Below are 25,804 nucleotides of genomic sequence, written 5' to 3'. Positions count from 1 at the left end.
TTATTTTTTATAAATTTGATACTTTATTTAGTAACATATTTTGGATCTGCACATCCAGCAGGACCATAATGACAAGTATAACCAGGTTGTTTAGTTTCAACTTTCCATGAGTTAGCTTTCATTAAATCTTCTTTTGAAACAAGTGAGTTTTGAACTTTGAAATCAAAGATATAATCAACTGCTTTATTTGGATCCCAAACTTTTCCATCTAAGAATTTATTATATTCATCAACACCATCTTTTTTCCATGGACTTGGAGGTAACTTATAATCAACTTCTTTTGCAACTTCAGCAAATAAATCAGGTCTATAAACTTTTTCAATTAATGCTTTCATATCAACTGGTTTATCAAGTTGTCCCCATCTATACATTTGAGTAACAAACCACATTCCATGTGAATAAAATGGATACGCTGCGTAGTTGTTTGCAAATACATTAAACATTGGATTAGCAGAATCTACACCTTTGTTATAAAGGAATGTTCCTGACATAGATTTTCTAAGTACATTTTTTGGGGCTTTTACATAGTTTTTCTTAGCTAAATAACCAATAGCTTCTTCTCTATTTTCCCATGATTCATCTAACCATTTTTGAGCTTTAATAACTGCTCGCATAACAGCTTTTGTAGTTTCAGGGTTTTTCTTAACAAAATCAGCTCTTGCTTGTAGAACTTTTTCTGGATTATTGTTCCAGATATCATAATTTGTTACAAGTGCCGAACCTTTACCTTTAAGTACAATTCTTGAATTCCAAGGCTCACCAACACAATAACCCTCAATATTTCCAGCAATTAAGTTTGATGGCATTGTTGGTGGTGGAAATGGTTTGATAGTACAATCTTGGTCTGGCTTAATTCCAGAAGCAGACATCCAATATCTTAACTCATAGTTGTGAGTTGAAACTGGGTGAACCATACCAAAGTTAAGTGGGGCATACTTATCACCCTCTTTTGCTCTTTTTGCATCAATATATTTTTTTAGAGATTCAGCAGATACTGGTCTTTTTGTTTTATCTAAACCATATTTTTCCATCTCTGCAATAATATTATTACCATATGTAATTGCATTACCATTAAAGTCTAATGATAATAAAGCTTGTAAATGAGCATTTCCATTGATTCCAAGTGTTGCAGCAATAGGCATACCTGCTAGTGCATGAGAAAAATCATATTCACCAGAAATTACTTTTTGCTGAATACCTGGCCATCCACCACCTTCTTTTGCAACATGTACATCAAGACCTTCAGCTTTAAAGAATCCTTTCTCTTTTGCAATTACTAATGGAGCACAGTCAGTTAGTGCAATAAAACCTATTTTTAATTTTGTTTTCTCTGGGGCTGCTAATAAAGTTGAAGCAACAACTGAAACACCTAAACCAATTTTTAATACCTGTTTTAACATCTACTCTCCTTAATTTAACACTGTATATGTTTTGATAAGAGTATTGTATCAGTAAATTCTGATAAAACATACATTATTATTGTTCATTTTTTATACATATAATTCTTAATTTTTCATTAAATTAATTTCTTGAACCCTATATATTAGCTTTTTTATATTATATTTGATTTCCTTTTATTAAATTTTCATTAAAATAAATTTATATATCAAGTATATTTATTGTTCATCTATTTTGTATATTTTATATCTGTTTATATAGTATTTATATATTGGATATATTTTATACACATTTATATACTTTTTTTTTATCATTAATTATATACTTTCACAAAACAGTTACAGAAGGATATATATGGCAGGATTAAAAGACTTAAAAGGACAAGGACACGCAACTACTTTGTTCATGGCTTTTTTATATTTTGATATGAGTTTTATGGTGTGGACAATGTTAGGACCACTTAGTACAGAAATTTCTGAAGCTTTAGCTTTAGGTGGTCATATAATGACAGCAAGTGAAAAAGCTACATTATTATCACTTCCTATTTTATCAGGAGCAATATTAAGAATTGTATTAGGGTTTGGAGTTGACAAACTAGGTGCAAAAATGACAGCACTTATCTCACAAGCAATTGTTATTGCTGCATTATTAACTGCTTATTTACAAGGTGACAATATTACATATAATCAACTACTAATAGTTGCTCTTGGTCTTGGTTTTGCAGGTGCCTCATTTGCAGTTGCTTTACCACAAGCTGGACAATGGTATCCGCCAAAACTTCAAGGTGTAGTTTTAGGTATTGCTGGTGCTGGTAATATTGGTGTTGTAATTGATTTCTTATTTGCGCCAAAAATTGCAGAAATCTGGGGATGGGATTCAGTATTTGGAGTTGGTGCAGCAATGGCAATTGTCGTTTTTGTTGCTTATCTTTTCTTAGCAAAAGATGCACCTGAATCTGTATATAAAGCAAATCCTAAAAAATTAAAAGATTATGGAAAACTATTAAAAGATAAAGATACATGGTGGTTTTCATTATTTTACGCAGTTTCATTTGGTGGATTTGTTGGATTTGCTGGATATATGAAAGTATATTTAATGAATACTTATCAAGTAGATATGGCTGCATTTGGTATAGATGTATTAGATGAAGGAAATGTAAAAGTAATTGCTGGTTACTTTGGTGCTTTATGTATATTTGCAGGTGCAGTATTAAGACCTGTTGGTGGAAATATTGCAGATAAAATTGGTGGAGTTAGATCTCTATATTTTTTCTATGGTATTGTTGCCTTACTAGCAATTATAAATGCAACCGTTGAATTACCATTTGCAGTGGCTATTTTAGTACTGTTCTTAATTATGGCAAATCTTGGAATGGCAAATGGTGCAGTATTCCAGTTAGTTCCACAAAGATTTGGTAAAGATATTGGTATAATGACAGGAATTGTTGGATGTGCTGGTGGTCTTGGAGGAACAGCTCTGATTAAAACACTAGGTTGGTCAAAAGGTGCATTTGACGGATATACAGCAGGTTTTTTGATCTTTGCAGTAGTTGTAATCGTAGCAATTTCAGGAATCAGTTTAGTTAAAACTAGATGGAGAACAACTTGGGGTGTTACCGCTGGTGGTAGAATCTAAAAAACTTATAAAAAGGTCTCTTAATAAAAGAGTCTCTTTTTATATTTAAATTAAGAATTTATTTGAAGTTTTAATTTAAATATATACATAATACTTTAGGAGTTGTTAACTTGAGTAAAAATAATATAAAAGCGACAGGATTTATGTTAGCAAAAAGAGCTGAGCTAACAGGAGATGATTTTTACGATATTAAAGTATCTGATAATATAACTGTTGCCGTTCTTTGCGATGGTGTTGGTTCTGCAATAGCAGGAGCAGAAGCTGCAAAAAGAGTTACAACTCATTTAATTAATAACTTCAAAAATAGACCTATTGCATGGACAATTGAAAAATCTATCAAATCTTTTATTAAATCTATTAACTCAATTTTATATAAAGAATCTATAGATCAATACGAAAGACCAGAACTTGTCACAACATTAACTATCGTTGTAATTGATGGAAATAGATTATATGGTGCAAATGTTGGAGATAGCCGTATATATATAAAAAGAGATGAAGAACTAAAACAACTTTCATATGACCATAATGAAGAAGGAATGCATAGTGTTTTATCAAATGCTATTGGAATAAATGATGAATTAGAAATTTTTTATTTTGAAAATAACATACAAAAAGATGACTCAATTCTCTTATGTAGTGATGGATTATACTCAGTTATGAGTAATGATATGTTATCAAAACACATGAGAAATGGAGCAATACCACTTGTAAAAAAAGCTAGTAAACTAATGGAAGATAACCTTCCTGATGATACTTCTGCAATAGTAATTGATATTTTAGATATTGATGAAGTAAGTAAATTAAAAAAATTATCACTAAACATCCCTGAAAAATTAAAAAAAGGTGATGAAATTGATGGTTATAAACTTAAGTTGTCATTAATTCAAAATGACAGAACTTGGATTTGTGAAAAAAAAGGTATTGAATATGTAATAAAGTTTGCTCCAGCTGAAGCAGTAGAAAATCCAGATATTTTAGATTTATATGTAAAAGAAGTATGGAATGCAAAAAGATTAAAAGCTGGATTTTTTCCAAAAAGTGTAGTTCCTAAAAATAGAACTGCAAGATATTATCTTATGACTAAACTTGATGGGATTACATTAAAACAGTATCTTAAAAAAAGAACACTATCAATTGAAGAATCCATAGTTTTAGCCAAAACTTTACTTAGTATGAGTCAGTATTTATTAAAGTATGACTTAGTTCATGGAGATATAAAACCAGAAAATATTATTGTATGTGAACGTGATGGAAAAAGAATTTTTAAAATCATTGATTTTGGTTCTATTACTGAAGTCTATTCAATAAATAATAAAGCTGGAACGCCTTCTTATCTGGCTCCTGAGAGATTTAAAGATGCTTTTATCAATGAAAAAACAGAGATATTTTCTATTGGAGTTACTTTATATGAAAGTTTAACAGGTAAGTTTCCATATGGAGAAATTGAACCTTTTCAAAACCCTACATTTAAAAAAGCAAAACTACCAAGAACTTATAACAATAATATTCCAAATTGGTTAGAAAGTATTATATTAAGAGCCATAAGTGTAGATGAAAACTTGAGGTATGAAAATTATACTCTTATGAATTATGAAGTGGAAAACTCTGATAAGGTAAAACCATTTTTTAATAAAAATACACCATTACTTCAAAGAGATCCTTTGAAGTTTTATAAGTTTGGATTTTACTTTCTACTAATCCTTAATTTTATTATGTGGATAAAAACTTCATAATTGTTTATCTTTTAAACAGAATATTCTTAATTTTACATTAATTTTATATATAATAAATCCTATAAAAATATATAGGATTTTTGATGATAAAGTCAGTTTGTGGATATTGTGGTGTTGGTTGTGGTCTAGAATTTGAAGAAGATAAATTAAGAGGAGATTTAGTTTATCCAGTAAATGAAGGAAAAGTTTGTTCAAAAGGAGTTTCTGAACTTTTAAGTATTCAAACTCCTACTAGATTATTACGTCCACACATTAGAGAAACACTCCATGATGAACTTAAGACTACCTCTTGGGATAATGCAGTAGATGTTATAGCAAAAAAAATCAAAGCTACTACTAGTGATAAAATTGGATTTTATTTATCAGGTCAACTGCTAACCGAAGATTATTATATTGCAAATAAATTAGTAAAAGGTTTTTTAGGTACAAATAACGTAGATACAAATAGTAGAACATGTATGTCAAGTGCAGTTGTAGCCCATAAAAAAGCCTTTGGAATAGATTTTGTTCCAGTTAGAATGGAAGATGTTTTTAAAGCAAATCTTCTTATTTTAGCAGGTGCGAATACTGCCGAGGCACATGTAGTTTTTCATAATAATATTAAAAGAGCAAAGAAAAAAGGTCTTAAGATTATCGTTCTAGACCCAAGATTTACTGATACTGCTAAGATTGCTGATTTATATCTTCCACTAAAAGTAGGAAGTGATATAGATTTTTTTAATCTAGTTTCAAAAAGAATTATTGATGAAAATTTAGTTGATGAAAAATTTATAAAAGAAAATGTAAATAATTATGAACTATTAAAAAATAAATTTAAAAGAGTTCCTATAACTAAAATGCTAAAAAGAACTGGACTTTCAAAAGAACAATTTGAAGAGTTTTGGGAAATATATAAAAACAGTGAAAATATAATATCAGCATGGACAATGGGATTAAACCAATCAGTTCAAGGAGTAGATAAAAATCTATCTCTTATAAACACTCATTTACTTACAGGAAAAATCTATAAAGAAGGGAATGGACCATTTTCATTAACTGGTCAACCAAATGCAATGGGAGGAAGGGAAGTTGGTGGACTTTCCACTATGCTTGCAGTACATTTAGGTTTTGAAAAAGAGTCTATAAAAAAAGTTTCACAGTTTTGGGATACAAATAAGATTGATAATAAAGTAGGATTAACTGCAACACAAATGCTAAGTGCAAATTTAGATGTGCTTGTTATTTGTCACACAGATCCTGTTTATCATCTTCCAAATAGAAATAAAGTTGAAAGACTAATGAAAAAAATACCTACTGTTATAGAAATCAATGCTTATGATAACTCTGAAACATCTGATTTTGCACATATCAAACTCCCTGCTTCTCCATGGGGAGAAAAAGAAGGAACTCAAACAAATCTAGATAGAACAATCACAAAACAAGAAAAACTAACACGAACTTCAATTGATTGTAAACCAGATTGGGAGATTTTTCAATTAATTGCACAAAAACTTGGATTTAAAAATGCTTTTAATTTTCAATCTTCAAAAGAAATTTTTCAAGAATATCAAGAGATGACAAAATTATCTAATCATATGGATATACATAAAGCAGACTATGATGATTTATCAAAAAAACCTTTTGTATGGGGAAAAGATATTGTTTTAAAAAAAGAATTTTTTACAAAAAACAAAAAAGCAAATCTTCATTTTGTACAAAATAAACTTTTAAGTGAAAAGACAAGTATAAAATATCCATTTATTTTAATAACAGGAAGAACAAGAGACCAATGGCATAGTGGAACAAAAACAAATCTTCCAAAAACTCTTCTAAAATTTAAAGATTTAGACTTTTGTGAAATGAACCCTTTAAATGCTAAAAAATTAGGATTAGTAGATAATGACAAAATAAAAATTCAATCTATTAGAGGAGAAATTGAATCAAAAGTTTTAATCACAGACACGATAAGAGTAGATACAATATTTATACCTGTTAGTAATAGAAATATAAATTATCTTACAAATGATTTACTAGATAAAGATTCCCTACAACCAGATTATAACCATAGTGCAGTAAGAATAGAAAAATTGTAATCTTAATTTTACATTAATTATCTTATTTTATAGATATAAAAATATTTTATTGTATATTTTATATATAGATTAACTTTAAATTTACATAAAATTATTGCTACAATATTCAATTATAGATAATAATAGGATATTGAGAATGAGTATAAATGAAGAGACTCCCTTAGAAAGTTTTATAAATCATAAAGCACAAACCGGTATGCAATGTGGTAACTACAATATTGATATAGAAAAACCCAAAGAAGGAGAACAGTATAGGTTTCACTTTGATGCAACAGCCTGTGTAGGGTGTCACTGTTGTGAAGTTGCCTGTAATGAACAAAATAATAACTCTGCTGATATAAAATGGAGAAGAGTAGGAGAAACTCAAAGTGGTATCTTCCCAAATGTTTCAAATCATTTTAACTCAATGTCTTGTAACCACTGTATTGACCCAGAATGTTTAAAAGGTTGTCCTACAGAATCTTATATAAAATTTGACAATGGAATAGTTTTTCACGATGATGATACGTGTATTGGATGTCAATACTGTACATGGAACTGTCCTTATGAAGTACCTGTATTTAATGAAGACCGAGGAATAGTAACTAAGTGTCACATGTGTCATGATAAGTTAGATATAGGACAAACTCCAGCCTGTGTACAAGCCTGTCCAGCAGGTGCAATTGAAATAGAAGTTGTAAATACACAAGAATGGCTTGATACTGGTTTAGAAAAAGAAGGAATTGCACCTCATCTTCCAGATACAGAAGTAACTAAACCAACTACTAGATATACAATTGATGATGCTACAGAAAAAGTAATCCCAGCAGATGCACATATTGTAAAACCAAATCATTCAGAATGGCCACTTGTATTTATGACAATTTTAACTCAAATTTCTGTTGGAGGATTTATAGCTTTAGTTGCAGGAGAGTTTGCAAGCTTACTTGGATTTAATCTTGCTATTCCAAATATATGGATGTTGATTGCCATTTTTATACCAGCAGCAATTGGGTTACCACTATCTGCTTTACACCTTGGACGTCCAATATTAGCATATACAGCTATGAAAAATATTAAAACTTCTTGGTTAAGTAGAGAAGCTTTAGCCCTTAGTCTTTATGCAGGAGGATTAACACTTCTTCTTCCAATATTCTTTTTTGAATTTAACCAAGTGTTTAGATTTATTATAGAAGTTGGTGTATTAGCAATTGGTATTTATGGAATCTATGCTCAATCTATGATTTATAGAATTAAAGCTAGACCATCTTGGAATAAAAAAGAAACAACAAATATTTTCTTCAATGTTTCATATATTGGAATTTTATTAATAGGCTTTATTCTTATATTAAATGCGTACTATGCAAGTGCAAGTGTTGTTATACCTATAGCACTATTTATTTCATTTTTTCAATATAAAGAGTTTGCAAATCAAAATGATTTTTATAAATATCTAGATAAAGAGAATAAACACTTTTATCAACTAAATAAAACAAAGATTTTATATGAAGAACATTTTAAAAAATATAATGATTATAGAGAGATGTCTTTATATATTGGAGCATTAGCATTACCTCTATTTGCTATGCTTCTTCTAGCTGCTGGTAACTATCCAGATTCAATTTTTGTATTAGGTCTTGCAATTATTATTTCATTTTCTAGTGAAATTATTTCAAGACTACTATTTTATAAAACTGCAGTTGCTCAAGGACTTGCAGGAAACTTTTTTGCAGGGAACCAAAGGGGCTAATGATGATTAATAAAATTAAAAACTTTCTAGGTGTAGATATTAAAAATGATAAATACTCACTTGTAGATGATAAAGTATTTGGAAAAGTAGCTAAAGAGAAAGCTCCAACTTCTTGGGTTAGAAGTACTTGTGGATATTGTGGTGTTGGTTGTGGCTTATATATTGGTGTACAAAATGGAAAACCTACATATACAAAAGGTGACCCAGCTCATCCTGTAAATAAAGGAACTCTTTGTCCAAAAGGTTTAAGCGAACATGACATGGTTCAAAGTGAAAATAGACTTACATCTCCAATGATTAGAAAAAATGGTCAATTAGTGAGTTCTTCTTGGGAAGAAGCTTTTCAAACAACAAGTGATAAATTTAAAGAAATACAATCAAAATATGGTAACCAAGCTATATCAGTAATCTCTACAGGACAACTTTTAACAGAAGAGTTTTATACTCTAGGTAAGTTTGTTCAAATGGGATTAAAGACAAACAACTACGATGGCAATACAACACTTTGTATGGCAAGTGCAGTTATGGGATATAAACAAACTTTTGGAAGTGATGGACCAGTTGGATGTTATGAAGATTTCTCTTATGCAGATACTATTGTTTTAATAGGTGCAAATATTGCAGATAACCACCCTATTTTGAAACTTCATATTGCAAAAAATGAAAAGATTACTGGTAAGAAACCAACTATTATAGTAATTGACCCAAGGTTTTCAAAAACTGCAAAAATGGCAGATATCTTTGTAGCAATAAAACCTAGAAGCGATTTAGCCTTGATGAATGGACTTTGTCATATTATTTTAGAACAAGGTTGGGAAGACGAAAAGTTTATTAAAAAAAGAACAACTGGATATAAAGAGTTTAGAAAACATGTCATGGCAAACTATAAACCACAAGATGTTGCCCAGATAACGGGTATTGAGGTAAAAGATTTATATAACCTTGCTCGTGTTTATGCAAAATCACCAGCAGCTATGTCAGCATGGACTATGGGAGTAAATCAAAGTTCAATAGGAACTGATACAGTTAGTGCGATTTGTAATCTTGCACTTATTACTGGTAACCTTGGAAGAAAAGGTGCAACGGCACTTTCTATTACAGGTCAATGTAACGCAATGGGTACTAGAGAAACTGGATTTACTTCTTCAATACCAGGATATAGAAACTTTGCAAGCGAAAAAGATAGACAAGAGTATGCAAACATTGTGAATCTTCCAGTAGAAGATGTACCAACTTCACGTGGTTACTCATATCCACAAATAATAGATGCTATAGAAAAAGGTGAGATAAAAGCTTTATGGCTTGTTGCAACTAATCCCTTAGTATCTTTTCCTGATCAAAACAAATTACGAAAAGCACTTAGAAAACTTGAGCTACTTGTAGTTCAAGATGCATTTAAAAGTGAAACCATTATGAAAGCTGATATAGTATTTTCTGCTGCTACGTGGAGTGAGAAAGAAGGAACATATACAAATAGTGAAAGAAGATGTAACTATGCTAAAAAAGCTGTAGAACCTCTTGGTATTTGTAAAAGTGACTTTGATATTGTATTAGAGTTTTCAAAATACTTTGGACTAGATGAAAAACTATATCCAAATTGGAAAGAACCAAGAGATGCTTTTAATGAATGGAAAAAATTAAGTGATGGAAGACTTTGTGATTATACAGGTATGACGTATGAACTAATAGAAGAACTTGGAGGAATCCAATGGCCTTGTAATACAAAAAATCCAAAAGGAACTGCAAGACTTTATGATGAAAATATGCCTTGTAATACTAGTGATGGAAAAGCAAATTTATTAGCTCTTGATTGGTTACCACTTCTAGAGTCTGAAAACAGTGATTTTCCACTTATGTTAAATACTGGTCGTACAGTTGAACAATGGCACACAAGAACAAAAACAAAAACTATCTCTATACTAAATGACCTAGCACCTGAAGCATGGATTGAAATAAATCCAAAAGATGCCCTTAAACTAGAAGTTAAAAGTGGAGATAGAATGGATATATCTTCAAGTAGAGGAAAAATCAAAGATATCATAGTAAGAGAGTCACAAAATGTAAGACCTGGTTCAGTTTTTGTACCATTTCATTATAATGAACAACTAATAAATGCAATCACAATCGCAGATTTTGATCCAAAATCTTTTGAACCAAATTATAAACAGTGTGCAGTTCAACTTCATAGTGTTAAAGTTCCAGATGGGATTAAGATGAAAGAGACAGAAGTTATTGGAGAACTTGAACATATTGTGGTTAAAAATGAGAGTATTTTTGCAAATGAAATAATGAAAAAAAATTCTATTAATAAATAATATCAGTTTTTTTCTATTTTTTTCCGATTAATTTCACATTTTTATTAGTTATATTTAGATGTTGAAAATGGTACAAAACTGTCCATTTAAGAAAAAGGTTTATCTAAGAAGATAAAACAAATTAAAAAAATAAAATTAAATCATTAAGCTACAAGTTTTATACTTGTAGCTTCTTTACTTACTTTACTATATATTTCTATTACTCTTATAGCTTATCTTAGATATAATCTCTATTCAATAAATACGTAAAGGAATAATATGTTCTTAGACTCAATCCCTTATTTAAATGAAATACTAACTATGAGTTTTATAGCAATATTTATGGCAATTAGTCCTGGTTCTGATTTTGTGATGGTTACAAGAAACAGTATTTTCTATGGTAGAAAAGCTGGTTTATATTCTGCTCTTGGGATAAGTACTGCGGTATGGTTTCATGTTGCATACTCTATTGCTGGACTAGCTGTTATTATCTCAAACTCTATAATCTTATTTTCAATTTTAAAGTATCTAGGTGCTGCATATCTAATCTATATTGGATGGAAAACTTTTACTTCAAAATCAATAGTTGATATTGAACAGAATAAAAGCCATTTAGATATATCTAATCTTGAAGCTTTTAAAACTGGATTTATTTCAAATGTACTGAACCCTAAAACAACAATATTCTTTTTAAGTATCTTTACTCAGGTAGTTACTATAGAAACTCCTATTTGGATACAACTAGTATATGGAATGATTATATCTTTTGCACATCTAATTTGGTTTATTACCGTAAGCTATTTGTTTACTCACCCAATTTTATTAGATAAATTTTATAAATCAAAGAAAACAATAGAAAGAATTATTGGTAGTGTATTAATTGCATTTGGATTAAAAGTTGCACTTACTAGTAATAACTAAAATATAGAAGGAATCAAATTTTGAGAAACTATTTTAAAACACCTTTTGGAATATTCTTTATCTCAGCAGCACCATATGGTGGATATAATCTAACTATAAATGATGACGTAATAAACTGGTCAGAAAAAGCGGAAGAGTTAGCTTTGCAAGTTTATGAAAAAACATCAGGATTTGAAGAGTGGGACAATTGTGAACTAGAAGCTCCTAAAACTTTAGAAGATTGGAATGTAAAGATTTAAAAAACTATCTTAACCTATAACCAGTCCCTGATACATTTAAAATATAATCTTGTCCTATCTTTTTTCTTAGATCTCTTACAACACTTCTAATTGCAGCTAAACTCATAGAAGCGCTTCCCCAAATTTGATACTCTATTTCTTCATAAGTTATTGTTTTATCCATATCTTTACAAAGCAAAGTTAGAAACTGGGTCTCTTTTTTATTTATATGAATTTCTTCACTATTTACTACTACAAACGCTTTATCAAAATTAATAGTTATACTTGAACTAAGCTCAATAACTTTAGGTAACTCTTCATCTATTTTTTTAAAATATGCTTCAAAAGCTTCAAAAAGTTCATCTTCTGTTACTGGTTTTATTATATATCTATCTACGCCATTGTGAATTGCATCAAGTAAAAGTTCTGTATCTGTATGAGCTGATACAATTATCGTATATGCTTTACATGATCTAGTTCTAAGTTCTTCAATAAGTTCAAAACCATTCATAACTGGCATCTTTAAATCTGTCATAACTATATCAGGAAGATGCTCTTCATATTTATCAATACCATCATAACCATCAATTGCAGTATATACTTCTTTAAAAAAGAATTTTAACATCGAAGCAATATTTTCTCTTATGATATCTTCATCTTCAACTAGTAAGATAGTTTTAGTTTTTAGTCTCTCAAGTATCTGCATGATTTTCCTTTTTTACTCTTGGTATTGAGATTATAAAACTAGCTCCATCTTTGCCATTTTCTACTCTTAACATACCTTTCATATGTTTATGTATTATCTCTTTTGATATGTATAATCCTATTCCAGTACCGTGATGTTCTTTTGTTGTAAAGTATGGTTCAAAAATTCTATCAATATATTTTTCTTCTATTCCACCAGCATTATCTTTTATCTCACAATATATATTTTGTTCATCTTTTGATAAATGTATTTCTATCTTTGAGTTTTCTATTTTTCTTTCAACTAATACATATTTTGCATTTGAAATTATATTTAATACAACTTGCGAAAATTCATTTGCATAACCATAAGCTTCTATTGTTGTATTAGAATATATTTGAAGATTGATATTTTCATTTTCAAGAGAGGCCCTTAAAATCTTATATGCTTTTCGTACTTCTTCTTTTAAATCAAAGTACTCTTTTTCTTTATTTGGTTTAAAAAAAGTTCTAAAGTCATCAATAGTTTGAGACATATATTTTAATTGTTCATTTGCCTCTTTCATTCTTTCATCTAAAAAGTTTTTATCTGCGCCTTGGGCTATTGCTGTCCATTTTATATTCATCATGATTGCACTTACTGCGCTTATTGGTTGTCTCCATTGATGGGCAATATTTCCTATCATTTCTCCAAGTGCTGCAAGTTTAGATTGTTGGATTAAAAGATTCTCTTTTTCTCTTTGTTTTTCAACCTCTTTTTTTACTTTTATTTCTAAAGTTTTATTAAAATCATCAAGTTCTTTTACTTTTGTTTCTAAAGTACTATTTAGATTTGAAATTTTCATCTCGTCTACTCTTTTAATACGCTGATAAACAATCAAGGTAATAATAGTACCAATAGCAGCAATAACCAAAAAGAAAATAGTCTGTTCTTTATCTTTATTAATCTCTTCAAGCTGTTTATACTCTTTCTTCGCATCAAAAGATACAGAGATACCACCTCTTACATCTCCTACTTTATACCCTTGATGGGCATGACATTCAAGACAACTTTCCTCAGTTTTCAAAGCACCCATAAACCTAAAAGTATTATTATCCATACTCCAATAATATGGTACATCAATATTATTATCAAAATATTTTAATATCTTTCTCTCTTCTTCATCTGGAGCATTATTTTTATTAATTAGTTTATTACTTGTGATTTTCAGTTTAAAGCCATCTCTTTTACTTGCAATATCAGATATTTGTCTAGTCATAAAAGCTGGATTTACCCAGATGAGTTTTTCATTGTTTTTTGATTTTATAAAACCAGGTTTTAAATATGGATTAGGTTCTAATTTATCACTTCTAACATAAACACCTTTATATTGGGCATTCCAATGTCTCATATCAACTATAAGATTGAAAATAGCAAGTGCTTTATTTTTTAGACTTTCATTTAAAAGATTTTCTTGAACTTTATATGAGTCTTTAATAGTACTTCCAATTAATAAAAAAAGTGACAATAAAAAAAATATAAATAGATATATGATTGATTTTCTGATGAGATTCCTTTTTATATATGTAATTATAAAACTTTATTAAACAGTTTTAATTACTCACTTTGTATATTTTGTATACATAGAATCTCAAAAATCCTATTTTTTTCCTCACTTCTTTTGTTTTAATACTCTCATCTAAAAATTATAAACAAAACAAGGAGAGTTTATGGCGTATATAGAACCGTCTGAGTTTGCTACCAAAATGGTTGATGCTGGTGAGCAAAAAGTATTCATGTCTACAAAAGATACATTAATTAGAGCATATATGGCAGGTGCAATTTTAGCACTAGCAGCAGTTTTTGCAATTACAGTTGCAATGAAATCAGGGTCACCAATTTTAGGGGCTTGTTTATTCCCTGTTGGTTTTATCATGCTTTATTTTATGAAATTTGACCTTTTAACTGGTGTATTTACTTTAGTTCCATTAGCATGGATTGATAAAAGACCTGGGGTTACATGGAAACAAATTCTAAGAAACTGGGGATTAGTTGCTCTTGGTAACTTTGGTGGTGCATTTACAGTTGCAGTGATGATGGCATTTATCTTTACTATGGGATTCAATACTGATGGTGGAGCAATTGCTGCAAAGGTTGCAACTATAGGTGAGTCTAGAACAGTTGGGTACTCTGAATATGGAATTGCTGGGTGGATTACAGTATTTATTAGAGGTATGTTATGTAACTGGATGGTATCTATGGGTGTAGTTGGAGCTATGATTTCTACTTCTGTTTCAGGAAAGTGGCTTGCAATGTGGATGCCAATTATGCTGTTCTTCTTTATGGGGTTTGAACACTCTATTGTAAATATGTTCCTTTTTCCATTCTCTTTAATCATGGGTGGAGATTTTACAATTGCTGATTACTTATTATGGAATGAACTTCCAGTTGCACTTGGTAACTTGGTAGGTGGTTTAGTGTTTGTTGGTCTAATGATTTACTATACACACGTTAAAACTGATAAAAGAAGAGATTTAGGTGTTTCTTCGGATAAATACGCAGCATAAAACTTTATAGGCTTTTTGCCTATAAAGTAATTTAGGAGATAAAGAATGACAAAAATAGAAATGACAGAAGAAATAATAATTTCAAAAAAAGAACTTGGTTTATCTTGGGAAGACATCTCTTCAAAAGTTGGATTAGGAAGTGTATTTTTAACTTCAGCTTGTTTAGGAAAAAATTCTTTAACAAAAGAGCAAGCTAAAAAGCTTTGTAAAGTTCTAAAACTTAGTAAAAACGTTGAAAAAGTTTTACAAGAGTATCCATATAAATCTTGGGATCAAGTTATTCCTACAGACCCCGTAGTATATAGATTCTATGAAGTTATAGGTGTTTATGGAGATACAATAAAAGAGATTATAGGTGAAAAATTTGGTGATGGAATTATGAGTGCAATTGATTTCTCAATGGATATCGAAAAAGAAAAGAATCCAGCTGGAGATAGAGTTGTAATTACTATGAATGGAAAATTCCTAGGTTATAAATCTTGGTAAACTAGATTTTAATGCAGACTAAATTTTTTAACCTTTTTTAGTCTGCATTAAGGTTTAATAGTATGAATAATAAATTACAAATCACGAGCGGTCAATACTCTACTAAAGGAGTAAAGGAAGTAAATCAAGATTTCCATGGTATTTCTATACCAAATGATCATCTACTAAAATATAAAGGTCTAGCAATAGCCCTAGCAGATGGAATAAGCACCAGCAACGTAAGTGATATAGCAAGTAAAGTTTCTGTAAATTCCTTTTTAGAAGACTACTATTGTACCTCCCAGACTTGGTCTGTTAAAAAATCAGCCCAAAGAGTTTTAACAGCAACCAATTCTTGGTTATATTCACAAACAAGACAAAGCCAACATAGATATGATAAAGACAAAGGATATGTCTGTACTTTTAGTTCTATAATCATAAAATCAACTACTGCACATATTTTTCATCTTGGTGATTCAAGAATATATAGATTAAAAGATAATAACCTTCAACAACTTACAACTGATCATCGACTTTGGGTTTCAAAAGATAAAAGTTATTTAAGTAGAGCTATGGGTATTGATTCACAGCTTACAATTGATTATGATTCAATCCCTGTTGATAAAGATGATATTTTTTTACTTATGACTGATGGTGTTTATGAATTTATTAAAAAAGATTTTATGCTTGATACTTTGAAAAAATACAAAGATAATTACGAAGAGGCTGCCAAAATTTTCGCAGAAGAAGCTTTAAAAAATGGAAGCGATGATAATTTAACTATTCAACTTGTAAGAATCGATGCTCTTCCAAATAAAGAATTAAAAGAGATAAATCAGCAACTTGATGAAAAACCTCTTCCTCCAATACTTGAAGCAAGACAAACTTTTGATGGATATACAATTATAAGAAATTTAAGTTCAAGTCCAAGAAGCCATGTTTATCTTGCAGTCGATAATGAAACAAAAACATCTGTTGTTATAAAAACTCCATCAACAGAATTACAAAATGATAAAGCATACTTAGAACGATTTATATTAGAAGATTGGATTGCAAAAAAAATCAACAATGCCTATGTAGTAAAATCCTATGTTCAAACAAGAAAGCAAAATTATTTATATAATGTCACAGAGTTTATAGAAGGTCAAACCCTAAGCCAATGGATAATAGATAATCCAAAACCTAAGTTAGAGAAAATAAGAAATATTATAGAACAAATAGCAAAAGGACTTTTTGCTTTTCATAGACTTGAAATGATACATCAAGATATAAGACCTGAAAATATTCTAATAGATAACACAGGCTCAATAAAAATCATTGACTTTGGTTCTACAAGAGTTGAAGGAATACAAGATATCAATTCAATAATAGAACAAGAACACCTACAAGGCACTGCTTTATATTCTGCTCCTGAATATTTCCTTGGTTTTAAAGGTTCAAATCGTTCAGATATCTTTTCACTAGCAGTAATTACATATCAAATGATTTCAGGAAAGTTTCCATATGGAATAAATGTAGCAAAATCTCATACAACATCTTTACAGAAAAAACTAAAATATTATAGCTTAGCCTATGAAGATGAATCTATAATTCCTACGTGGGTAGATGAAGCATTAAAAAAAGCATTGGAAATTAACCCAAATGATAGATACTCAGAATTGTCAGAATTTATTTATGATTTACATCATCCAAATCAAAACTTTTTGAACAAAACAAAACCAGCACTGATAAAAAGAAACCCTGTTTTCTTTTGGAAAATAGTTAGCTTTATTTTAGCCATGTGTATAGTTTTCTTAGTTTTAAAATAAAGTGGATACCTTGGGATATTTAATGTAAAATAAAGCTATAAAAGCTAAATAGATACATTCAAATACTTATTTTCTAGATAATTTTATTAAGAATTAAGTTTATTGAATATTTTATATACACTTTTTTTGATACAAAATGTAGATTTTTTGGAATAATTAAAACATAAGATTTAGAAGGAATAATCGTGAAAGAAAAATTAGTAATAATTGGAAATGGAATGAGTGGTCTTCGTACAGTTGAAGATTTATTAGATATTACAAAAGAGAAATATGATATTACAGTTTTTGGTGAAGAACCTTATGTAAACTACAATAGAATTATGCTTTCATATATACTATCACAAGAAAAAACTTTTGAAGATACTATTATTAATCACCAATCATGGTACGATGAACATAATATCACTTTATACAAAGGTGACAAAGTTACTTCTATAAATAAAGAATCAAAAACAATCAAAAGTGAAAGTGGAAAAGAAACCTCATATGACAAACTTTTAATAGCTACTGGGTCAAAGCCTTTTGTTCCTAAAACAACGGGAAGCGATTTAAAAAATGTAATTGCATTTAGAACAAAACATGATGTAGATACTATTATTGATACTATAGATAAAGAAAAAACTGCTGTAGTTGTTGGTGGAGGATTACTTGGTCTTGAAGCTGCATATGGTATAGCAATGCATGGAATTAAAACTATTTTAGTACATAGAAGTGGTTCTATTCTTTCACAACAATTAGACACAACTGGTGGAAAACTTTTACAAAAAAACCTTGAATCATATGGAATAGAGTTTAAACTAAATACTACTATTGAAGAAATTACAGGAAAAAATACAGTTGAAAGTGTAAGTTTTACAGATGGTGAAACAGTAAGTTCAAATATCGTAGTTTTTGCAACAGGGATTATTCCAAATACTACTTTAGCTAAAGAAGCTGGACTTGAGACTAAAAAAGGTATCGCAGTTGATGATTTTATGAAAACAAGTGATGACTCAATTTTTGCAATTGGAGAATGTGTTGAACATAAAGGAAATACATATGGTTTAGTTGCTCCTTTATATGAGCAAGCAAAAGTATTAGCTAAAAAACTTGCAGATAAAGATATAGATGGATACTCTGGTTCTACTTTATCAACTAGGCTTAAAATTTCTGGCGTTGACTTATTTTCAGCTGGAGACTACTTAGGTGATGAGACTACAGAAGAACTTATCTTACTTGATGAAAAAGTTGGAGTTTATAAAAAACTTGTAATCTATGATAATAAAATCATTGGTATTGTACTTTATGGTGATACAGTGGATGCTTCTTGGTATTTAAAACTTTTAAAAGAACATACTGATATAAGCGACTTAAGAACAAAAATACTATTTGGTAAGTCTGCACTTTCAGGAGATGCAGGTCACGGTGGTGATGATGTAAATGCCATGAGTGATGATGAGGAAGTTTGTGGATGTAATGGTGTTTGTAAAGGTGATATTGTAAGTGCTATTAAAGACAAAGATTTAAAAACACTTGGTGATGTAAAATCATGTACAAAAGCTGGAGCATCATGTGGTTCATGTTTAGGTTTAGTTGAACAAATTTTAGTAAACACTTTAGGTGATGAATACAATGATACAGTTGAAGGTATCTGTGATTGTTGTGATGTTGGACACCAAGAAATAAAAGATACTATTAACTCAAATGATTTTAACAATGTATATGAAGTATTTAGAAAACTTGATTGGAAAACAGAAGATGGATGTGTTAAATGTAGACCTGCTATTAACTACTACTTACTTGTTAAATACAATGATGATAAATATCAAAATGACAAAAGATCTGCCCTTGTAAATGATAGAGTATTTGCAAATATACAAAAAGATGGTACATATTCAGTAGTTCCAAGAATTTGGGGTGGATTAACAACAGCTCAAGAGCTTAAAGATATGGCAGATATTGCTGTTAAATATAATGTACCAACTGTAAAGTTTACAGGGGGACAAAGACTTGATATGTTTGGTGTAACAAAAGAACAATTAGAACCTATGTGGAAAGATTTAAATGATGCAGGTTTCGTATCTGGTCAAGCATATGCTAAAGGTCTTAGAACTGTAAAAACTTGTGTAGGAAATACTTATTGTAGATTTGGTACACAAGATTCAATGGGAATGGGTGTACTACTAGAAAAATTAACATGGGGTTCATGGACACCACATAAATATAAAATTGCAGTATCAGGATGTCCAAGAAACTGTGCCGAAGCAACAATTAAAGACTTTGGAGTTATAGGTGTTGATTCAGGATGGGAAATCCATATAGCAGGTAATGGTGGTATCAAAGTTAGAGTTACTGATTTCTTATGTAAAGTAGAAACGGATGAAGAATTATTCGAATATACAAAAGCTTATATGCAATTTTATAGAGAAGATGCGTACTATCTAGAAAGAACAGCTCACTGGATAGAAAGAGTTGGATTAGAGTATATAAAAGAAGTTATGTTTGACGATGAAAAAAGAAAAATGTACGCAGCTTCATTTGATGAATCACAAAAATCAGCACAAGTTGACCCTTGGGCAAAAGCAATTGAGGATGGATATACAAAAGAGTTTAATCCAATTGTAATTGATACAGAAAATTTACCAAACTATGTAGCAAAGGAGACAGTATAATGGCAACTTGGATTAAAGTAATAGAAGCAGAAAATATCCCAGCTATGGGTTCAAGAAAAGTGGTTATAGGGGAAGAAGAAATCGCTTTATTTAAAAATAGAGATGGTTCTATTTTTGCAATCAACAATATCTGTCCACATAAGCAAGGAAAATTAAGTGAAGGTCTAGTTCATGAATCAGTGGTTACTTGTCCATTACACAACTGGGATATAGATTTAGCTACGGGTGAAGCACTTGGAAATGATAGTGGTTGTACTAATGTTTACGAAAGTAAAGTAGATGGCGGTTTTTTATATCTTAATCTATAAAATATAAGACAGGAATCTAAGCTTTTAGATTCCTATTCATAATATTCTCAATTAATACAGTGGCATAAGAGCCTTTAGGAAGTGAGAACTTCACTTTACATTTACTAGTTTGTTTATTGTAGTTTACTGATATATCTTTTGGATAGACAATAGCGTCTCTTCTATAGCCTTTTTCTTGAATATATGCATCATCATACTTCTGCTCAATAGTTCTTGCCTCATGCATACTTCTAAAGGCTTGACGACCTGGAAGTAGTCCTGTTGGTACTATTTTTTTATCTTCAAAATCTTTTAGAATATTTTCATTTAAATTTTTTGGTGTAAAAAATTTATCTTTTGAATATTCTCTAAAAACATCGCCAGATAAAGGTTTAAAAAAGTCTGTACTATTTTTTAATCTTTCTACTAACCATTTATTGAAAAAATCACTTTGGTAAGCTGAGACTAACATTTTAGATATTTTTCTATCTTTTATAATCAAGTCTTCATAGATATATTTTCTAGCTTTCTCAAGATTTTCTTCCCCTTCAAAGCCAAATCTCTGAAACCCAAAATAGTTTGGCATTCCTACTTTTGAAATTTGTTTTAAAAGTTTTTCAATCTTTCCAACATCTTCTATTTTTACATCATGAAGATTTATTTCAAATTTATTTCCTTCTAGATCACCAATATTTAATTTTGAACCATGAAGAGTTGTTTCTAGAATCTCAATTTTATTATGTCTAAAGTTTTTTAAATCTTTTGAATACTTTTTTGGAATAGAGATATACTGTGTAGTTGTTGCATTTTTATCTTTTAATCCTGCATAACCTAATTCATTTTCATAGATTCTAAGTCCACGTCCTAGGCTCTCTATTAAATCCCAAGTTCCAAGTTGTTTTTTTTTAATCTTTGCAATAATAAAATTTCCACGTCCTGCAAATTTTATTGGAAGCTCTTCAACTATAAAATCATCAACATTTTGGTAAAACTTAAAATCAATTGCTTTGTGTTTTTGTAAAAACATTCTTTTTATCATTATTTTTCTTTTTTTAAAATTTCGGTATTATATAATACTTTATCATTTAAAGAGGTTTAACATGAATATGCAAAAAATTGAAGGTATTATTAAAGACTTTTCGGAACAAAGAGATTGGGAAAAATTTCATAACCCAAAAAATTTATCTATGGCTTTAAGTGTTGAGGCATCAGAACTACTTGAAATATTTCAATGGCTCGAACTTGAACAAGCAAATAATCTAAGTGATGATAAAAAAGAACATGCAAAACAAGAGATAGCTGATATTGCAGTATACCTTATACGAATGTGTATGAAACTAGATATAAATCTAGAAGATGCAATAATTGAAAAAATGAAATTAAATGAAAAAAAATATCCTTTAATTGATGAAAATGGAAAGAGAATAGAATATGGTAAAAAGAAATAAGGAATCAATATGAAAAAAATATATATAGCAGGGCCAGATGTATTTGAAATGGACTCTATAGAAATTGGTCAAAGATATGTAGAACTTTGCAAAGATTATGGCTTTATAGGTCTATATCCACTTGATAATGTTATTGATTTCAACCAAGCAAAACAAAAAATTGCTAAAGATATTTTTGAAGCAAATAAAAATTTGATAGATGAATGCGATCTTGTAGTTGCAAACTTAAACTCTTTTAGAGGAAAAGAGAGTGATAGTGGAACTATTTGGGAGTGTGGTTATGCTTCAGCTCTTGGTAAAAAAGTTTATGGATATCTTTTTAGAGAGACTACATATTTAGAACAATTTCATGAAGATGAAATACTAGCTCATGGAGATACTTATTGTGATCTAAATGGAAAAATGATTGAAGATTTTAATCATCCTGTAAATCTTATGATTGCGTGTTCCGTTGAAGATATTGTTATAGGTGACTTTGAAAAAGTTTTAAAAAAAATATCTAATATCTAAAAAACAAAAAGATATATATAAATAATCCTGTAATTGAACTAACAGTCAGAGCGATAAATATAGATATTCCAATTTTTTTATGTTTTATTTTATTAAAAGAGTTTGGACTTTTTTTGTTTATTGCTTTTAAAGAACTAATATAAAGATATATCCATCCTCCCAATGAAATAGAGGCTAAAATAATATGGAAAATCAAAAACCCTAATAAAAAAGGATATGGAACAAAACTATCATTTGCAAAATCTAAAAAACCTCCATAAATTCTAATCATAATCTCAAAGTATAAAACAAAAAGTAAAGTCAATCCTAGAAGAAAAGTTTGAGAGATAAAGTGCAGTTTTATTTTTTTTCTTTTTGCTAAAAAAATACTAAGTAAAAAGAAAAAAGGCAGAAAAAATATATAAACTGTAAAAACTGTCATATAAGTTGGAGCATTATTAAAAATCGATAACATCATTGTTTTCCTATATTATTCGTGTAAACTCTTCATAAAGTTTATCATTTAGTGGAGTTTCTAATTTAAGTTCTAAATCAATTGGTTTATTGTTCTTATAACTTTGTGCATTTGCAAGACCTAGATAGATAAATCCTTGTACTTTCTTATCCACATGGGAAAATTTTCTAACAAAAATATGAAGTCTGACTCCATATTTTTTATTTTCACAGAGCCTTTGTCCATCGCCTTTTTCTTGCGAATGGCTAGGTTTACTAGAATATGTAAAAATTTCTTTAGAAAGAAAAGCATTATGATAACTTGAAGCTTTTGAAAACTTATCTTTCTCTAAAGTTATAAATAAAAAGAAATCATCTTTATACTTTAAAAAACCACTACCTCTAAAAGAAGAGTGTATCTTATTAAAGTTACAAAGCTGTGCTATATTTAGCATATTGTATTTTTCATATAATTTTAAAAATGGCACTCCAAAGTCTTTTATTCCAAAATCTTTTTCATAAGTTACTATTGCATAATTTAAACTATCTTCGAAAATTTCTTTGTATTTTTTATTTGCTAATATTTGAGTGAATTCTTTTGTTTTTTCTAGTTTTCCATCTTTTAGATTTGCTAATTTTAGATATCTACTTATCTGTCCAGAGTCAAAATAGTTTTGATTTAAATACTCAAAACTATGTTTTATAGTATCTTCACAAACCCTTTCTAAATATTTATTTAGTAAGTTCTTAGCCTGCTTAATATCACAAAGTTCATTATCAAGTAAGTGTTTTAATATAACAAACTCATAAACTCTTTTTATAGGAAAAAATGACTGTGTAAATCTAATAGCTTTTATAAAATCTTCATTCGTACATAAATCTTTTAACTCTTCTGTTTTTTCTACTTTTGATAAAAATTCTATATATGATTTTGATTCACTTATAAAAGAAAGTGGTGAGACTATTTCATCATGGAATATAAAATCACAAAGAGTCGGAATCTTATTTCCTGTATTTGATTTAAATTCAAAGTATTGTTCTTTTAAGTATTTTAAAGTATTGAAATTTTCATTATCAATTTGTTCTAAAATTCTTTGTTTAGAAATTTCATCCATTTGAATAAAAGCATTATCAATATTTGCAAAATTGTTTAGTAGTGATATTTTGATACTCTCTTTATCAATTGCTTTATTTCCAACTAAAGCAAGTGCGATAAGATATGCTTTATTATGGTTTCCAATAAAATCAAGTAAAGTTAAAAACTCTTTATTTTTATACTTTCGTAAACCACGTCCAAGTTGTTGAATAAATATAATTGGAGAGTTTGTAGGTCTTAAAAGAAGTACAGTATTTATAGATGGGATATCGACACCTTCGTTGAAAATATCAACGGTGAAGACTACTTCTAGTTTATCATTTTCATCTTCAAGCTTTTTTATAATATCTTCTCTTTTTTGTATAGAATCATCACTTATTAAAGAAGTAGAGGTTATTCCTTTTTTATTAAACTCTTCACTCATAAATAGTGCATGTTCTTTTGAAGCACAGAAGCCTAAAACTTTTCTTTTTAATCCAGAGTGTCCATAAAAATTCATCTTATCAATTATATAATCAACTCTTCTATTTACCATCAAAAGTTTTGCAAGCTCTGAAATCTTTGTTAAATCAATACCTTCATAATCTATACTATTTATATCACTTATTCCATAATAATGAAAAGGTGAAACAAGACTATATTCAAGAGCGTCATTTAATCTTATATCACAAGCTATATTATCATCAAAGACTTCATATATAGACTTTTTATCACTTCTATTTGGCGTTGCAGTAAGTCCAAGTAAAAACTTAGGAGTAAAATATTCACAAACTTTTTTATAGCTAGGACTTGTAATATGATGAGCTTCATCTACAATAATATAATCAAACTCTTCTTTTCTAAAATTTTCATAATTTGAACTAAGCGTTTGAATAGTTGCAAAAATATAATCCTTAGATTCTTCTTTTTTATTTCCAGTATATAAACCACATGAAAAGTCATGAATAATAGATTCAAAAGTCTGTTTTGCTTTTAGTAAAATATTTTCCCTATGTACTATAAAAAGCACTCTTTTAGGCTTGTATTTTTCTACATCAAAAGCACCTAGATATGTTTTCCCAGTTCCAGTTGCAGCAATAGCTAAAGCTTTTTTCTCACCTTTTTTTCGTAAAAATTCTAATCTTTCTAAAGCATCTTTTTGCATAAAATTAATAGTAAATTCTTTTTTATATTTAAATTGTTCTATCTTTTGTGAAATTTGAAAGTTTTTATATGAAGTTAAAAAATCATCATCAACAAAAAAAGAATCTTGCCAAAGAGAACCAAACTCTTGCAACACCTCTTTTAAGAACAGATCATCTTTTTTTGAAACAGTTTTAATATTCCATTCAATATTTGTTTTAAAAGCACTCGCAGTTATATTTGATGAACCAAGTAAAATTTTATACGCATCTTCAAATTCAAAAATATAAGTCTTTGCATGAAAACCAATATTTTTTTCTGAAGACTCAAATATCTTCAACTCAATATTTTCAAACTCTTTTAATCGTTCTAAAGCTTTTGCTTCTGTAAAATTTAAATAAGTAGAAGTAAGAACTTTTCCTTTTATTCCTCTTTTCTCACAAGAATCTAAAGAATCCAATAATAATTGTAAGCCAGAAAAATTAATAAATGCAACATTAAAAATAAAAGAATCACATTCATGTAGAAGTTTTGTGAAATGATTATAAAAATTAGAAGTAGAATTGTTAGTAATAAACTCGTTCAAAAAAAACCTTAAATTTAATATGTGATTATAGGGAATTTATGCTAAAAGGTTTTATCTATATTTTTTTAATATAAGCTATTTTGATAATGTACTAATATATTTTTTGATAATATTGATATATATTAAATAATAAGACAAATAAAGGATAATAGGTAATTATGAATT

Annotated in this window: 20 protein-coding genes; 14 read left to right on the top strand and 6 right to left on the bottom strand. The window is 29.0% G+C overall.

Going from position 1 to position 25,804, the window contains the following annotated elements; all coding sequences use genetic code 11:
• Positions 1 to 23: 23 nt before the first annotated feature.
• Positions 24 to 1,400, bottom strand: a complete 1,377-nt coding sequence (locus BT997_RS02105; protein WP_072679747.1) for a CmpA/NrtA family ABC transporter substrate-binding protein — start codon at positions 1,398 to 1,400, stop codon at positions 24 to 26.
• A gap of 352 nt (positions 1,401 to 1,752) precedes the next feature.
• Here BT997_RS02105 and BT997_RS02100 point away from each other — a divergent pair, with 352 nt between their 5' ends.
• The 7 genes from BT997_RS02100 to BT997_RS02070 all read left to right on the top strand — a co-directional run bounded on the left by BT997_RS02100 (position 1,753) and on the right by BT997_RS02070 (position 12,024).
• On the top strand, positions 1,753 to 3,033 hold the full coding sequence (locus BT997_RS02100; RefSeq protein WP_072679746.1) for a nitrate/nitrite transporter: 1,281 nt from the start codon (positions 1,753 to 1,755) through the stop codon (positions 3,031 to 3,033).
• A gap of 110 nt (positions 3,034 to 3,143) precedes the next feature.
• The gene (locus BT997_RS02095; protein WP_143145146.1) at positions 3,144 to 4,769 is read left to right on the top strand and encodes a protein phosphatase 2C domain-containing protein; all 1,626 of its coding nucleotides are present in this window, start codon (positions 3,144 to 3,146) and stop codon (positions 4,767 to 4,769) included.
• An 83-nt stretch (positions 4,770 to 4,852) separates the two neighbouring features.
• Complete coding sequence (locus BT997_RS02090; protein ID WP_072679745.1) at positions 4,853 to 6,841, top strand: molybdopterin oxidoreductase family protein; 1,989 nt, start codon at positions 4,853 to 4,855, stop codon at positions 6,839 to 6,841.
• Between the two features lie 136 nt (positions 6,842 to 6,977).
• Positions 6,978 to 8,570: a DmsC/YnfH family molybdoenzyme membrane anchor subunit gene (locus BT997_RS02085; protein WP_072679744.1), complete on the top strand. Its 1,593-nt coding sequence runs from the start codon at positions 6,978 to 6,980 to the stop codon at positions 8,568 to 8,570.
• A gap of 2 nt (positions 8,571 to 8,572) precedes the next feature.
• Positions 8,573 to 10,885, top strand: coding sequence for a molybdopterin oxidoreductase family protein (locus BT997_RS02080; protein ID WP_083568397.1), 2,313 nt, complete (start codon positions 8,573 to 8,575; stop codon positions 10,883 to 10,885).
• A gap of 258 nt (positions 10,886 to 11,143) precedes the next feature.
• Complete coding sequence (locus BT997_RS02075) at positions 11,144 to 11,785, top strand: LysE family translocator (protein WP_072679742.1); 642 nt, start codon at positions 11,144 to 11,146, stop codon at positions 11,783 to 11,785.
• A gap of 20 nt (positions 11,786 to 11,805) precedes the next feature.
• Positions 11,806 to 12,024: a hypothetical protein gene (locus BT997_RS02070; RefSeq protein WP_072679741.1), complete on the top strand. Its 219-nt coding sequence runs from the start codon at positions 11,806 to 11,808 to the stop codon at positions 12,022 to 12,024.
• 4 nt (positions 12,025 to 12,028) lie between these two features.
• Here BT997_RS02070 and BT997_RS02065 read toward each other — a convergent pair whose 3' ends face one another.
• Positions 12,029 to 12,709, bottom strand: coding sequence for a response regulator transcription factor (locus BT997_RS02065; protein WP_083568394.1), 681 nt, complete (start codon positions 12,707 to 12,709; stop codon positions 12,029 to 12,031).
• Positions 12,696 to 14,195 (bottom strand): DUF3365 domain-containing protein, encoded by a 1,500-nt coding sequence (locus tag BT997_RS02060; protein WP_072679740.1) that lies wholly within the window; start codon positions 14,193 to 14,195, stop codon positions 12,696 to 12,698. Before BT997_RS02060 ends, BT997_RS02065 begins: the two co-directional genes overlap by 14 nt.
• A gap of 202 nt (positions 14,196 to 14,397) precedes the next feature.
• Here BT997_RS02060 and BT997_RS02055 point away from each other — a divergent pair, with 202 nt between their 5' ends.
• The 5 genes from BT997_RS02055 (at position 14,398) to nirD (ending at position 20,466) form a co-directional block, all read left to right on the top strand.
• Positions 14,398 to 15,234 carry a formate/nitrite transporter family protein gene (locus tag BT997_RS02055; protein ID WP_072679739.1) on the top strand — a complete coding sequence of 279 codons (837 nt, stop codon included), beginning with the start codon at positions 14,398 to 14,400 and terminating at the stop codon, positions 15,232 to 15,234.
• 45 nt (positions 15,235 to 15,279) lie between these two features.
• The gene (gene cynS, locus BT997_RS02050; protein ID WP_072679738.1) at positions 15,280 to 15,720 is read left to right on the top strand and encodes a cyanase; all 441 of its coding nucleotides are present in this window, start codon (positions 15,280 to 15,282) and stop codon (positions 15,718 to 15,720) included.
• Between the two features lie 62 nt (positions 15,721 to 15,782).
• Positions 15,783 to 17,507, top strand: coding sequence for a bifunctional protein-serine/threonine kinase/phosphatase (locus tag BT997_RS02045; protein WP_072679737.1), 1,725 nt, complete (start codon positions 15,783 to 15,785; stop codon positions 17,505 to 17,507).
• Positions 17,508 to 17,692: 185 nt separating this feature from the next.
• On the top strand, positions 17,693 to 20,158 hold the full coding sequence (gene nirB, locus BT997_RS02040; protein WP_072679736.1) for a nitrite reductase large subunit NirB: 2,466 nt from the start codon (positions 17,693 to 17,695) through the stop codon (positions 20,156 to 20,158).
• Positions 20,158 to 20,466: a nitrite reductase small subunit NirD gene (gene nirD, locus BT997_RS02035; RefSeq protein WP_072679735.1), complete on the top strand. Its 309-nt coding sequence runs from the start codon at positions 20,158 to 20,160 to the stop codon at positions 20,464 to 20,466. Before nirB ends, nirD begins: the two co-directional genes overlap by 1 nt.
• A gap of 16 nt (positions 20,467 to 20,482) precedes the next feature.
• On the opposite strand, the gene BT997_RS02030 is transcribed toward nirD, so the two are convergent.
• Positions 20,483 to 21,484 (bottom strand): tRNA pseudouridine(13) synthase TruD, encoded by a 1,002-nt coding sequence (locus BT997_RS02030; RefSeq protein ID WP_072679734.1) that lies wholly within the window; start codon positions 21,482 to 21,484, stop codon positions 20,483 to 20,485.
• A 61-nt stretch (positions 21,485 to 21,545) separates the two neighbouring features.
• Here BT997_RS02030 and BT997_RS02025 point away from each other — a divergent pair, with 61 nt between their 5' ends.
• Both BT997_RS02025 and BT997_RS02020 read left to right on the top strand, forming a co-directional pair.
• Positions 21,546 to 21,893, top strand: coding sequence for a nucleotide pyrophosphohydrolase (locus BT997_RS02025; RefSeq protein ID WP_072679733.1), 348 nt, complete (start codon positions 21,546 to 21,548; stop codon positions 21,891 to 21,893).
• 9 nt (positions 21,894 to 21,902) lie between these two features.
• The gene (locus BT997_RS02020; protein WP_072679732.1) at positions 21,903 to 22,403 is read left to right on the top strand and encodes a nucleoside 2-deoxyribosyltransferase; all 501 of its coding nucleotides are present in this window, start codon (positions 21,903 to 21,905) and stop codon (positions 22,401 to 22,403) included.
• Here the strand turns inward: BT997_RS02020 and BT997_RS02015 are convergent.
• Both BT997_RS02015 and BT997_RS02010 read right to left on the bottom strand, forming a co-directional pair.
• The gene (locus BT997_RS02015) at positions 22,393 to 22,860 is read right to left on the bottom strand and encodes a DUF420 domain-containing protein (RefSeq protein ID WP_072679731.1); all 468 of its coding nucleotides are present in this window, start codon (positions 22,858 to 22,860) and stop codon (positions 22,393 to 22,395) included. The genes BT997_RS02020 and BT997_RS02015 overlap by 11 nt on opposite strands.
• 7 nt (positions 22,861 to 22,867) lie before the next feature.
• On the bottom strand, positions 22,868 to 25,639 hold the full coding sequence (locus tag BT997_RS02010) for a DUF3427 domain-containing protein (RefSeq protein WP_072679730.1): 2,772 nt from the start codon (positions 25,637 to 25,639) through the stop codon (positions 22,868 to 22,870).
• Between the last annotated feature and the right edge of the window lie 165 nt (positions 25,640 to 25,804).

This window comes from Arcobacter sp. LA11, from assembly GCF_001895145.1.
In the GTDB taxonomy this organism is placed as follows: domain Bacteria; phylum Campylobacterota; class Campylobacteria; order Campylobacterales; family Arcobacteraceae; genus Halarcobacter.
Note: the sequence above shows the minus strand (reverse complement) of the source record. Positions and strands in the feature narration are given on the sequence as shown.

Excerpts from the sequence above, each read along its gene's own strand:
- BT997_RS02105 (WP_072679747.1), bottom strand. The coding sequence starts at position 1,400 with ATGTTAAAACAGGTATTAAAAATTGGTTTAGGTGTTTCAGTTGTTGCT.
- BT997_RS02100 (WP_072679746.1), top strand. The coding sequence starts at position 1,753 with ATGGCAGGATTAAAAGACTTAAAAGGACAAGGACACGCAACTACTTTG.
- BT997_RS02090 (WP_072679745.1), top strand. The coding sequence starts at position 4,853 with ATGATAAAGTCAGTTTGTGGATATTGTGGTGTTGGTTGTGGTCTAGAA.
- BT997_RS02085 (WP_072679744.1), top strand. The coding sequence starts at position 6,978 with ATGAGTATAAATGAAGAGACTCCCTTAGAAAGTTTTATAAATCATAAA.
- BT997_RS02080 (WP_083568397.1), top strand. The coding sequence starts at position 8,573 with ATGATTAATAAAATTAAAAACTTTCTAGGTGTAGATATTAAAAATGAT.
- BT997_RS02075 (WP_072679742.1), top strand. The coding sequence starts at position 11,144 with ATGTTCTTAGACTCAATCCCTTATTTAAATGAAATACTAACTATGAGT.
- BT997_RS02065 (WP_083568394.1), bottom strand. The coding sequence starts at position 12,709 with ATGCAGATACTTGAGAGACTAAAAACTAAAACTATCTTACTAGTTGAA.
- BT997_RS02055 (WP_072679739.1), top strand. The coding sequence starts at position 14,398 with ATGGCGTATATAGAACCGTCTGAGTTTGCTACCAAAATGGTTGATGCT.
- cynS (WP_072679738.1), top strand. The coding sequence starts at position 15,280 with ATGACAAAAATAGAAATGACAGAAGAAATAATAATTTCAAAAAAAGAA.
- BT997_RS02045 (WP_072679737.1), top strand. The coding sequence starts at position 15,783 with ATGAATAATAAATTACAAATCACGAGCGGTCAATACTCTACTAAAGGA.
- nirD (WP_072679735.1), top strand. The coding sequence starts at position 20,158 with ATGGCAACTTGGATTAAAGTAATAGAAGCAGAAAATATCCCAGCTATG.
- BT997_RS02030 (WP_072679734.1), bottom strand. The coding sequence starts at position 21,484 with ATGATAAAAAGAATGTTTTTACAAAAACACAAAGCAATTGATTTTAAG.
- BT997_RS02025 (WP_072679733.1), top strand. The coding sequence starts at position 21,546 with ATGAATATGCAAAAAATTGAAGGTATTATTAAAGACTTTTCGGAACAA.
- BT997_RS02020 (WP_072679732.1), top strand. The coding sequence starts at position 21,903 with ATGAAAAAAATATATATAGCAGGGCCAGATGTATTTGAAATGGACTCT.
- BT997_RS02015 (WP_072679731.1), bottom strand. The coding sequence starts at position 22,860 with ATGATGTTATCGATTTTTAATAATGCTCCAACTTATATGACAGTTTTT.